The 11,956-nt window shown below is 41.0% G+C and carries 10 protein-coding genes; 6 read left to right on the top strand and 4 right to left on the bottom strand.

The genetic code is table 11. The annotated features are described in order from the left end of the window. The first annotated feature begins 208 nt into the window (after positions 1-208). The 3 genes from RMY64_RS01440 to RMY64_RS01430 all read left to right on the top strand — a co-directional run bounded on the left by RMY64_RS01440 (position 209) and on the right by RMY64_RS01430 (position 2,328). Positions 209-886 (top strand): hypothetical protein, encoded by a 678-nt coding sequence (locus tag RMY64_RS01440; protein ID WP_322672455.1) that lies wholly within the window; start codon positions 209-211, stop codon positions 884-886. Positions 887-1,082: 196 nt separating this feature from the next. Further along, the gene (locus tag RMY64_RS01435) at positions 1,083-1,466 is read left to right on the top strand and encodes a hypothetical protein (protein WP_322699106.1); all 384 of its coding nucleotides are present in this window, start codon (positions 1,083-1,085) and stop codon (positions 1,464-1,466) included. 184 nt (positions 1,467-1,650) lie between these two features. Beyond that, on the top strand, positions 1,651-2,328 hold the full coding sequence (locus RMY64_RS01430) for a hypothetical protein (RefSeq protein ID WP_322699105.1): 678 nt from the start codon (positions 1,651-1,653) through the stop codon (positions 2,326-2,328). Between the two features lie 103 nt (positions 2,329-2,431). Here RMY64_RS01430 and RMY64_RS01425 read toward each other — a convergent pair whose 3' ends face one another. From RMY64_RS01425 to RMY64_RS01415, 3 genes are all read right to left on the bottom strand, one after another. After that, positions 2,432-3,949 carry a BamA/TamA family outer membrane protein gene (locus RMY64_RS01425; RefSeq protein ID WP_322699104.1) on the bottom strand — a complete coding sequence of 506 codons (1,518 nt, stop codon included), beginning with the start codon at positions 3,947-3,949 and terminating at the stop codon, positions 2,432-2,434. 72 nt (positions 3,950-4,021) lie between these two features. Beyond that, positions 4,022-4,831: a DUF3598 family protein gene (locus RMY64_RS01420; RefSeq protein ID WP_322699103.1), complete on the bottom strand. Its 810-nt coding sequence runs from the start codon at positions 4,829-4,831 to the stop codon at positions 4,022-4,024. 326 nt (positions 4,832-5,157) lie between these two features. Next, positions 5,158-6,060 carry an ABC transporter permease gene (locus tag RMY64_RS01415; RefSeq protein ID WP_322699102.1) on the bottom strand — a complete coding sequence of 301 codons (903 nt, stop codon included), beginning with the start codon at positions 6,058-6,060 and terminating at the stop codon, positions 5,158-5,160. 382 nt (positions 6,061-6,442) lie between these two features. On the opposite strand from RMY64_RS01415, the gene RMY64_RS01410 reads away from it, so the two are divergent. The 3 genes from RMY64_RS01410 (at position 6,443) to RMY64_RS01400 (ending at position 8,134) form a co-directional block, all read left to right on the top strand. Continuing rightward, a complete protein-coding gene (locus RMY64_RS01410; RefSeq protein ID WP_322672449.1) occupies positions 6,443-6,730 on the top strand; it encodes a Mo-dependent nitrogenase C-terminal domain-containing protein in 288 nt (95 codons plus the stop codon). Positions 6,731-7,356: 626 nt separating this feature from the next. Beyond that, entirely contained in the window at positions 7,357-7,920 is a 564-nt protein-coding gene (def, locus tag RMY64_RS01405; protein ID WP_322672448.1) for a peptide deformylase, read from the top strand. A gap of 10 nt (positions 7,921-7,930) precedes the next feature. Then, positions 7,931-8,134 carry a hypothetical protein gene (locus RMY64_RS01400; RefSeq protein ID WP_322686769.1) on the top strand — a complete coding sequence of 68 codons (204 nt, stop codon included), beginning with the start codon at positions 7,931-7,933 and terminating at the stop codon, positions 8,132-8,134. Between the two features lie 63 nt (positions 8,135-8,197). Here the strand turns inward: RMY64_RS01400 and RMY64_RS01395 are convergent, their stop codons facing one another. After that, entirely contained in the window at positions 8,198-11,725 is a 3,528-nt protein-coding gene (locus RMY64_RS01395; RefSeq protein WP_322699101.1) for an NB-ARC domain-containing protein, read from the bottom strand. Positions 11,726-11,956 lie beyond the last annotated feature (231 nt).

Genomic DNA, 11,956 nt, shown 5'->3' with positions numbered 1-11,956 from the left:
CTACATTCCGTAGCACATCATGTCTATTAAAATTTGTTTAAATATGGAGTTGTAGCATGATTCATGCAAGTATAAATCTTATGAGTTTATACCTTAAAAAAGACTCAAACCATCTATTTACTATTTGGAAAAACTTATGCTGTTGAGTAAAGCTTTATTACTAGGCTGTATAGCGTGTTCAATAGGTTTTACTACTCCGGTCTTCGCTGTGAGTATTAACAAATCTTTAGATGTACAACAAGGTTACAATTTCCAGCCAAATACCTATAAACCTCTTGGGTTTATTAAGACATTAAGCATTGGTGATTTAGCTCTAGTCGCAGATCAATACGTAATCGATCCCACTAGTCGCCCAAGTCCTGGCGGAACCGGGATATATAATTACCCTGTTGTAGCAGTGCTTAGTAATGTTCAATGGGATGGTTCGCCAGTGGGAGATATATTCCTTACAGGGCGTATTTCGACCCCAAATAAGGCGCAGTTAGCTTTGTTGATGGGAGTAATCGGTAAAAAGGTGGTAGCAATTTCCTTTGCTACTTATGAATACAGTACTACCACTAAAACTTACTATCCTAGTTTTGCTTCTTATCAAGGCAGTCGTCCAAGCTATATTAATCCTCCTACTACAACTAATGTAATATATGGCTTGGCAAAAACGTTTACTGTAAATACCCTCCCTAGCACTGATGTTCTCGGCGCCCCAAACTATGTATTTAATATAACTTTATCTCCGACAGTAAGTTCAAGCCCGCAAGTATTCAAAATCCAAACTTCTCCCACTTCGACACAGTTTCAACCGTGGGGATTACCCCAAGCTTCTATCCAACCAACTGAGCTTTATGCGGGAGAATTAGACCTAAGTAAAATTTTTAGTATGACATTCTAAATGACGTTTTTAATGATCGCTATGGGGATTTTTTCACAAAGAGATATGTAACTTTTGTGGGCTGATGCGAGAAATTGGGTCGTCTTTGCACTCAAAATTATTCATTAATTTGCGATCGCTAATCTCGGTTAAATAATTCCGATTAATCTGTGTTAAATCGTTGTCAGCTGTGGATCGCAGGGTCTACAGTCTAGCGATGAAAATAAACCGTCATGGCCGCGCCAGGGTTCTAACACAGCAAGAGATACAGCTAATTTTTAGCGATGGCTTAGACAACGGGCGCGATGCCTACGGCGGGCTACGCCTACGCGCTTTGTTCGGTGTCTGCCTGTTTAGTCCTGTAGAATCCGTGAATGCTGTACGCGACAAACTCAAGATATCTACACACCCAAGGGTAACGTTAGACCGCAGTTTGTCATCAGAAAGTCAAACACTAACCCTCGGAATGATTATCATTCTTATAACCTGTATATTTTATTTTCTGGAAGTCCCTTACTTTAATCTCATGCTTTTAAAGGTGGGTTACTCCTGCCTTTTGACTCCTGCCCCAGCAAAAACTGCCTTCTACCCTCTGTTATAAAGACTCTAACTGATGGTAATCTAAGATTGTAGAACCAAATCCAATAAAAACTTTTGTTTTTGACAGTTTTCTTTTTTGGACAACAGTAATATAAGTCGTGAATAAAGTCTTTAACAATTAAGACTTGGTTATGATTTAAGTAAGTTCTAGAGAACTTAGTTAGTTTTTTAACAGGATAAGTAGGGTGCTTAACAACCTTCATCAGTTATTATCTCCCCGAAAGTGGGGAATTCCCCTCGCGGGCTTAGGCTTACTTCTCGGTTTGGGCTTTCTAGCCAAGCAAACTCAAGTAACATCATTTACAGATTCTCGATTATCATCGGCTCAGATTCACAAAACCTCCGAAAACTCTCTTTTGTCGCAGCTGAGAAAAGTTCGAGAGCAAAGAAGTCAACTTAATACGGCTTCTGGAGGCGGAAACACAGTACCTACAATCACAGCGCTGGTTCCAGGCGATGGGGGAACTACAAAAAGCGCCAGAGTTTTACCAAAAGGAAGTTTTCCTGTAAAAGATGGGATTTACCTTTATGGTCAATCCCCAAAGCCAAACCAGCTTGGTCAAGGTTATATCATATTTCAAAAGCAGCAAGACAAGGTAAGGGGTGCGTTGTATATGCCCCAATCAGAGTTAAATTGCTTTCAGGGTACAATCAACCCATCAGGAGAGTTGGCGATGACGGTTAATACTTCGTCAAATGAAGCCAGTTCTGAACAATCGAATCAGGTAGCTACAAGCAATAGACTGCCCAAGGTTGGTGAGGATGAGTCAAATTCTTATGCTTACTCCCTGGCTCTGCAAGACTTTTATCGGTTAAATTCGATCGCAGCTAGCGATCGCCGCACGTTACAAATGTGTAAGTAATCTCCAATGTCTTGATTATGTCCTTTGGGACTAGACACACTCAAAGCGCTGAGTGTGTTATTAAGCAATCTCCAGTAGTTTTCTAGAACTTTTTTGCCACCCGTTAAAATCGTTGACCTGTAGTCAGCTCAAATCTAAGTTCACCTTGATCGCTAATTCCGAAGTCACCTCGAATCAGTCCAAAGGATGACTTGACGCGCAATCCTAAGCCGTAACCAAAGCCACTTCCGGGTTTATCTCGTAGCACTCCTGGTTCTCCTAGCACGGTTTCGCTAGACCCGAAATCTGAGGCGAAGTCAGTAAAAACAACTCCCCCGATTGAGTAAGAAATTGGGAAACGATATTCCACAGAAGCTAAACCATAACTCCGACCACTGGCAACTTTTCCATAACCATAACCCCTGACAGAATTTAGTCCACCAATATTAAAAGCATCAGCTGGTGGAAAGTCTCCCAGAATCGTACCAATTTGGAAATTAATCGCCAACATTTCTGGATTGTCAGTTGGTCTACCATTACCGATCCAACTGACTGGTAAATACTGAATATAATCTCCCCGTAGGCGGTTGCTAGAAATATTACCCAGTCCAATCGGAATTGCTTGTTCTGTGCTGAGAGTGAGAATCGATCCTTGAGTCGGATTTTCTCGGCGATCGCGTTGATCTTTGGATACAGAAAATAATACTGTATATAAGTCATCAATGCCAGTACCGCTAAGAGATAAAGGACTCCCTAATCTATCGACCTGTGTAACGTTATAGTCGCGATCGCGTAAGCTAATTCTGGTATAGTTCAAACTTATAGCTGCATCCCACCGATCAAAAGATTTTAAAACTCCCACAGAACCGCCAAACCTTCCCTCGCGTACCTTGTCACCGTTAGACAATCTGATATCGTCGTTGAAAGTTCCCGATGTATTACGAGTACGAAAAGCTCTGATGCTGTAGCCTAAGCGGTTTGGTTCTTGGGGACGATAACGACTAATGAACTGACCATTAAATTGGACATCTTGACCGCTGATTTGTACAATTGTATCTAATTTATCGTTAACACCGCTGATATTTTCATCTCTATAACCTACCCGACCGTATAATCCAACATCGTCGTTATTACCGCCTCCGAAAATTAGAGAAGGGAAGTTACGCTCTTTGATTTCATAAATGAGATTAACGCTATTGGCATCTTCTTGGCGATAAACATTGACTTCATTAAATGACTCTAATCTCCGCAATCGTTGCAAATCTGCTTCTAGTAAATCTTCACGAAATACCTCACCAGGTTTGAGTTTCAGCAGACCAATGATAAACTCTTTTTGAGTACGTCCTTTGATCGGCTGACCTTTTTCATCGAGTAATCGATCTTTGTTATTAACAAAACGAATCTGGATATCTTTGACAATTCTTTGAGAAATTTGGGAAAACTCGGCAGACTGGTTATCTACTGGAGTTAATCCGATATAGTCACCATATTTTGCATACTCTCCTTCTATCTCTAATGTCGATGTTGCCACAATACTACTAGGACTATCTTCAGTAGAAGATTGCGAGTCTGCAACGGCCTCTAGATTTTCTCCAGCTATTAAGATGAATGCGATCGCAACTACAGCTATTTGAATATACATAAATAAAGCTTTGTCATTACCCACATTTTGGCAACAGTTAAATATTTGATAAGTAATCAAGCGGACATGATATCAAAGCTTCCTTTCTTCAGTGACTAATGTCAAGCTAACCCATTCGCCTTTCTCGTTGTAGCTGCGAATCATCCGTTGGCGAAGGTTTGGCTGGATTAACCACCCCACTTCCAGAAAAAATGGTTGGCGTAACTGCACCTTGACAGGTGAAGTTGCAGAAGCGCCATCTGGTAAAAACAATACTTGCACCTGCTTTTGTGGGTCTTGGTCAAAGAGAACAATCGGGCCTTTGATAGTAGCAGTTGAGGTAATTGTGCGATCGCTAAAAGAGGTACTTTGAATTAATCGCCCAGCATCATCAAGTTGTAATTTGAAGATTGTAGAGTAAGTATCAGGCGATCGCAAATCTGGATATATTGTCACTGCTTGGCCTTGCCATTCTCCCAACAAATCATTTATCTGTAAAGTTGGACGTTCATCTGCTGGGGTTCCAGCTAGATGTTCTCGAATTAAGATTAATTCCTTTAGCTCACCAGTATTATCAAACAGTTGCACCAGACGTAAGCGGCGATTTTCATGAACCAAAGCGAGTTCTCCACCAAATTCGGAAAATGGCCCTAGCTGAATTACACCTTCAGAGAAGGAACCATTTTCAAAAAACAGCAGACCCCCTCCCACAGAATTAAAGTCTCTGATTATATCTTGCCCCGAACGGCTCAGAGTTAAGCGCACTTTCTGGCTATTGTTCAAATGTTCTAGGGAAAGACGACTAGGAGTATCGTTCAAAAGTGTTCCTTGGGGAGAAAAATTAGTAAATGAACCTTCCCAAACACCGAGATTCTGCAAAAAACATTCCCATTGTGATTTCATAGTTATTTTGTCATTTGTCATTGGTCTTTTGTCATTTGTCATTGGTCATTTGTCATTTGTCATTTGTCATTTGTCATTGGTCATTTGTTATTTGTCATTTGTCATTGGTCATTTGATTAGCCTTGTTAAGTTGATATATAGGTTTAATTTCATATTCGTTCAAGCAAAACTTCAGTTATTCTTTTAAAATCTTGGAAATTTCGAGTTCAGAGGTCGAAGTTCTGAGTTCAGAAGTCAAAATTCTGAGTTCCAAGGTCGAAGTTCCAAGTTCAAAGGACAAATGACCAATGACAAAGGACAAAGGACAAATGACCAATGACCAATGACTATCCTTTAGCAAAACGTCGGACAGCAAATAAGCTCCCCATTAATCCTACACCTGCACCGAAACTCAAAAGAATCAGGGGCAATAATAAAATTTCTGCTGGAGTGAGTTGCACTCTATTGGTGATGACTTGGATAAACTCAGGTTGATTGGCTAGCAACTTACCGAGAAACTGTTGAATCACAGAAATGAAACTCCAAGCGATCGCACCACCAACCAAACCAAAGGCAATTCCTTGTAAAATAAACGGCAGGTAAATCCAAACAGAAGTTGCTCCCACTAGCTGCATAATTTCAATTTCCTGGCGACGCGCCATGACAATTAGCCTAATTGTGGTGGTAGTCACTGCGATCGCTGTTAAAGTCAGAATCATCGTAATTGTTAAAGTAATCCAGTTCAGACCCCGATGCAACTGGGCAATGCGTTTAACTGCTTCATCCACATACTGCACCGTCTCAACTCCTCGTAATTTAGCCAACTGTGTTGCTAAGGTTGGTACAACTTGAGAATTACGTGCTTTCACCTTCATCTCATCAACCAAAGGATTCTCACCCAGTTGCTGGGTAGCACCCTCAATATCAGAAATTCTCATTTCCTTAACTAACTTAGTCCAAGCTTCTTCTTTGGTAATGGTTTTTATCGCCGCTACCTCTGGCATTTTGGCGATTAGTGCCTCAATACTTTCGATTTGTGTATCTGGTTCGAGATAAACTGATACTTCTAGCTGGCTACCAAACTGATAAAGAAGTTTTTCGACTTGCCAAGAGGTTTGCAGACTCAAGCCGAATAAAAACAGTAACACTGTCACAGTACTGACAGCGGCCCAATTCATCCAACCTCCCCGCAGTAAACCGAGGAAAGTTTCTTTTAGCAGATAGTCAAGTTTCGTGAAAGATTTAAACACACATCACCTCAAAATTTGAACTTAACGCCAAAGCACTAAGTCCAGCTTTTGCGTTTTTGCGTCAATAACACCACTATTTATAGTCAATAGTGCAAAGTTTGCCAATATATCAGCTTTTATCTCTTGCTACTTCCTTCTTCTGTCGTCCTGCTATCTTGACCATTTACCCGATATTCATACTATTTGCCACAAATATATTCATTATTGTCTCTAACAGTTATTGATAATAATTGGCTAGCTGTTCTGGTTTCTCAGCAATTTTACTGTTATTTAAACTTGACCTCTAGGAAGAGGGAAAATAGTTTGGTATTTCTACTATGTTTTTCTCTGAATATCGGAGTAATTTATAAAAGCAACAGATTAATTAAAGGAAAGTTGAGTTATGAACTTCTTAAACAAAGCCAATTTGGACAATAGCTTATTAAACCAGATCCGCGATCGGCTTGAGTCCGTAGAAATACATAATTCTAATCTAGCCAGACTATTGTGCAAAATAATTCCTTCCAATTGCCCTTTTGAAAGAACTGTTAAAGTTTTCGGTCGGACTCTACTTCGCATTCCACCTATGTGTAAATTAAATCCCCTTTATGAACAGATAGTTGGTCTTCGTTTTAAGTGTTTATTATATTTAGTTAATGAATGTGGTGAGGATGCCAGAAAATATTGCTAAATATAGGTTTTTATCAATAAAAAATTGATTGGAGAAATCTTTTTACTAAGAAAAATTGTATAGGAATCCTAGTTGCAATCAGAGCGTCAGAAATAGGCTGATAAACGACTGATCCCGTTTCTTTGTAAAGCTGCGCCAAATCCTAGCTTTTTTCAACGCAAAGGTACGCAGAGGTTAGCGCAAAGGTACACAGAGGTTTTTTGAAGATAATTCGCTATGTCCCAAAATAATTAGGCGCATCTTCATAGAGAATTGCGATGATAATCGATTTCACATTTAAAAGTACTGTTTAATGATGTCAGCCTTGATAAAAGGATCGCTCCAAGTATGGTGCAACGTGACTTCACAATAATTATTTTGGAGATTGGTACTACGTCTAAGGGGATATTTAAAAAGTATTATTGCTAACAATACAACCTCGGAGACCTAACCCCCTAGCAAACCTTACCGAGGATAAAATAAGGGTTTCACAGCCTCTCACTCGTGGCATTAGTCTGCCGTTAAGCAAGCAAAAAGAAGAATGGCAACTGGGTTTTTGGTATACTCCAGGACTTTTTAAACATCCTCTAACTGAGATTGATAGAATGAAAATAGTAGGAATTTTCACCATCTAGCCATCGAGACTCATGCCCTCTGAAATTGCTGTCGAGAAAAAAAAGTTAAAAAATCCACCTTTGGAGCTTCATTATTTAGGCGATCGCGTGCTGCGTCAAGCTGCAAAGCGGATTTCTAAAGTTGATGACGAACTTCGCCAAATAGTGCGCGAAATGCTGCAAACTATGTACAGCAAAGATGGCATTGGTTTGGCTGCACCCCAAGTAGGAATTCACAAACAACTAGTTGTCATCGACCTAGAACCAGAGAACGCAGCTAATCAGCCTTTGGTGTTGATTAACCCCACCATCAAACAAGTCAGCCGCGACATCTCTGTTGCCCAAGAAGGATGCTTGAGTATTCCCAACGTATATTTAGACGTAAAGCGTCCCGAAGTCGTAGAAATTGCCTATAAAGACGAGTACGGTCGTCCCCGGACATTAAAGGCTAATGACTTGCTGGGACGCTGCATTCAGCACGAGATGGATCACCTTAACGGCGTGGTATTTGTAGACCGTGTAGAAAACTCCTTGACTTTAGCCCAGGAGCTATCTAAGAATGGCTTCTCGTATCAAGCGGTGAAACCAATAGCATAGGGGGGCAATAGTGTATTTAACTCCAAAAAGCAGTTTATTTCTGGGTGGTTCTTGTGTAAGTGCGATCGCAGCTGTCGGTTCGGTTTTTGAACTCGGTTACGGACATCCAGATTTTGGTGTTACAGCCACGGCAATTATCCTGGTATTAAGCATTCCACTCACAGGATTATTTTTCTTTGCCGCAGTTAAGGACGCAAGGGCTAACATGAAATAAGCATCAGGTACATAAAAAAGGTAAAAGGATGAAGCAAAAAGGCAAAGTTCATTCTTTTACCTTTTATTTTTGCTCTCCATTTTGCACTGCCCCTAAAGCTTTTAGCGTCACTAACTGCGCTGCGGTTAACCCTGTAACCCCGGTGATATTCATTTTTTCGTAGGGTCGTGGCGATCGCAGTGTTCTTACACACTCACCCGTCGATACATCCCAAAGCTTGATTGTCTCATCTTGGCTACCACAAATCAGGGTTTGACCGTCGGGACTAAAAGCAACTAACTTTACCCAATTAGCCCCTTGCAAAGTTTTCAGGCACTTGCCATTATGGACATCCCATAATTTTATCGTTTGGTCTTCACTGGCACTAGCTAAAGTCTGACCATCGGGACTAAAGACAACTGACCAGATTCGATTAGTATGTTCTTGCAAAGTTGTCAAGCACTTGCCCATGAAAACATCCCATAACTTCACTGTTTGGTCATCACTGCCACTAGCTAAAGTCTGACCATCTGGGCTGAAAGTAACCGATCTGATCCGATTGCTATGTCCTTCCAAAACTTGGATGCATTCTCCTGTATAAATATCCCATAACCTCACTCTTTGGTTTTCACTGCCACTAGCTAAAGTTTGACCATCGGGACTAAAGGCAACCGATCTTACCCAACTGGTATGCCCTTTCAAGGTTTGAAGACATTTTCCGGTGTGAACATCCCATAATTTCACTGTTTGGTCGTCACTGCCGCTAGCTAAAATTTGACCATTCGGACTAAAAGCAACCGATCTAATTCTATTGGTATGTTCCTGCAATTTTTTCAGGCATTGTCCCGTCTGAACATCCCATAATTTAATTGTTTGCTTTTCACTGCCGCTAGCTAAAATTTGACCATCAGGACTGAAGGCAATTGACCGTACCCAACTGTTATGCCCCTCCAAAATTTTGAGAAACTTATCGTTACGGACATCCCATAATTTCACTGTTTGCTTTTCACTGCCGCTAGCTAAAATTTGACCATCGGGGCTGAAGGTAACTGACCTGACTCGATTGCTATGTCCCTGCAAGGTTGTCAAAGATTTACCATCCTGGACATTCCATAACTTCACTGTTTGGTTTTCACTACCACTAGCTAAAGTTTCACCATCGGGACTGAAAGCAACTGACCTGACCCGATTGGTATGCCCCTGCAAGGTTTTCAGACATTTACCATCACGAAGATCCCATAACTTTACTGTTGGGTCGTCGCCACCGCTAGCTAAAGTTTGACCATCGGGACTAAAGGCAACCGACCAAACCCGATTAGTATGTCCCTGTAAGGTTTTCAGACATTTACCATCACGAACATCCCATAATTTAACGGTTTGGTCGTCACTGCCAGTAGCTAAAGTTTCACCATCGGGACTAAAAGCAACTGACCTTACCCAACTGCTATGTCCCTGCAAAATTTTCAGGCATTTACCATCACGAACATCCCACAACTTCACTGTTTGCTTTTCACTGCAACTAGCTAAAGTTTGACCATCGGGACTGAAGGCAACTGACATAATTCGATTGGTATTCCCCTGCAAAGTTATCAGACATTTGCCGATGTGGACATTCCATAACTTTACTGTTTGGTCTTCACTGCCACTAGCTAAAGTTTGACCATCGGGACTAAAGGCAACTGACCTGACCCAATTACTATGTCCCTGCAAGGTTTTCAGGCATTTACCATCACGAAGATCCCATAATTTCACGGTTTGGTCATCACTGCCACTAGCTAAAGTTTGACCATCGGGACTGAAAGCAACTGATTTTACCCAACTGCTATGTCCAATACAGGTAAACAGTAGCTTTCCATCGTCAACTTGCCACAAGTAAGTCTTGCCATCAGCATCACCCGTAGCCAAAAGTTTTCCATTCGGGCTAAATGCTACTGACGAAACACTAACTAATGTTTCGGCAAAAACGCATTTAGCTAAATCGCTATTGGCAAAATTTACCCGATGCAAATTCACACTTTGTAAATATGCTTGCCAAATGGTCAGATTTGAAAAATCATAGCCGCTAAAATCAGTTTGTAATTGAGAAAGAATATTTAACAGATTTCCACCTGCATATCCTGCTATTTGGGGAACCTGTCGCAGGGACAATAAAATTTGATATAGATGATGTTCAATATTTTTAGCATATCTAAAAATAGTTGATAACCTATCTATAATTGGTTTAATAATCAGGGTAATCTGAGTGTTTCTAATATAATCTTTGGCCGTCGCTTCCATTAAAGCATGGCTGATAAATAGTCTAATATTACGAGTGGTAATTTCGTCACAAATCTGTTCAATCAGTTGGTCGGTGATATATTCCATGACCACAGATTGGAGGGTGAAAAGTGCTGTTCTTTGTTCAATTAGCGATCGCCGTCGTAGAGATTCTAGCGCTTCCATCACTTCCCTTTTGGTCAAGGGACGCACAATATCATTGAGCAATTCGTCGAGAGAAACTAACTCGCGCTTGATTGCTAACCAATAAATGATTTCTTTTTCGATCTCTGACAAGCGCTCAAATTGCTGGTCTAGTAAATTTCGAGTGTCACCAAAAATGATCTCACCTTCAGCTAGAAAAGCAGCGATATCACCACCAAATAACTCCCGAATAGGCTCAGAAACTAGTTTTAACGCTAAAGGATTACCTGAATACTTCTCAACTAGCTTGGCCCATTCCTGTTGTGAGCCAAATAACCCTTTATCTTGGAGAATTTCTTGCCCTTCTGTTTCTCCTAAGCCGAGTAACGATAATGTTCTGACTGGTGATGCTTCTCCTTCTAAAGAAGCAAATTCTTTTGGTTTTTCACGAGATGTCAGCACCAAGCAGCTTTGATGCGGTTCTTCCCCTACCCGCCTAAGTAGTTGACCATAATCTTCGTATTCTTGTTTATATTGTCCGGCGCGATCGCCTGATTGTAAAATTGTCTCTGTATTGTCAAATACCACAAGACAACGATGCTCTCGTAAATAATGAATCAGCAGCGTTACTTTACCATCTACGCTTTCTGGCAAATTTGTTTCCCTCTCATCAGATAAAAATCCGATTAGGCTTGCCAACATCTCTGCGACGGGTGGCGCATTGCGGAGACTTCGCCAAATCAAATACTCAAAATTATCCTGAACTTCCTTTGCCAGTTTCACAGATAAAGCAGTTTTGCCGATTCCCCCCATTCCCAATATTGCCACTAGTTGGCAGTTATCCTTAATGAGCCACTGCGCTAGCTGAGACAATTCTGCTATGCGTCCCCGAAAAAAGCAGACACCAGGCGCTTCACCCCAATCTTGACGGTTTTGGGTAATGGATTTCTCAGTCTGTGAAGATGCTTGATACTCAGATTCTATAACTTGCTGTAACTTAGTGAGCTTACCTGGGCCGCTACCAGTAACATTAAATTTCTTGTAGACTTCACTTAATCTTTTGCGTACTGCTTCGGCACTGATTGCCAATTCTTTCGCGATCGCATTTGGCGATTGTCCCTCAACAGCATATAAAAACACTTCGATCTCGCTGTTAGACAAGCACCGTTTTTCGGCTAAAGCCAAAAGAACGTTTTCGGGAATGACACTCATACTCACACAAAGACATATTACAAAACAATGTTATCTCACATAGTGAGATAACATTGGGTGCGCGATCGCGCCGATGAGTTTAGTGTACCTCACCTAAACAGTGCTGAGTGCTGAGTAAAAAAAGTAATAATTGTACTGGCTCAACGCCCCGCTACCGCTAACAGCACTCCTGAATTAAATACATTAGACTTCTTGCATAAATCAAAAAAAAGAACCCCACCCCGCCTTTGA

This window comes from Nostoc sp. DedQUE08, from assembly GCF_034530895.1.
Classification (GTDB): Bacteria; Cyanobacteriota; Cyanobacteriia; order Cyanobacteriales; family Nostocaceae; genus Nostoc.
Note: the sequence above shows the minus strand (reverse complement) of the source record. Positions and strands in the feature narration are given on the sequence as shown.

What these genes read in the sequence shown, in the direction of transcription:
- RMY64_RS01420 (WP_322699103.1), bottom strand. Translation starts at nt 4,831, where the DNA reads ATGAAATCACAATGGGAATGTTTTTTGCAGAATCTCGGTGTTTGGGAA.
- RMY64_RS01425 (WP_322699104.1), bottom strand. Translation starts at nt 3,949, where the DNA reads ATGTATATTCAAATAGCTGTAGTTGCGATCGCATTCATCTTAATAGCT.
- RMY64_RS01435 (WP_322699106.1), top strand. Translation starts at nt 1,083, where the DNA reads ATGAAAATAAACCGTCATGGCCGCGCCAGGGTTCTAACACAGCAAGAG.
- def (WP_322672448.1), top strand. Translation starts at nt 7,357, where the DNA reads ATGCCCTCTGAAATTGCTGTCGAGAAAAAAAAGTTAAAAAATCCACCT.
- RMY64_RS01395 (WP_322699101.1), bottom strand. Translation starts at nt 11,725, where the DNA reads ATGAGTGTCATTCCCGAAAACGTTCTTTTGGCTTTAGCCGAAAAACGG.
- RMY64_RS01410 (WP_322672449.1), top strand. Translation starts at nt 6,443, where the DNA reads ATGAACTTCTTAAACAAAGCCAATTTGGACAATAGCTTATTAAACCAG.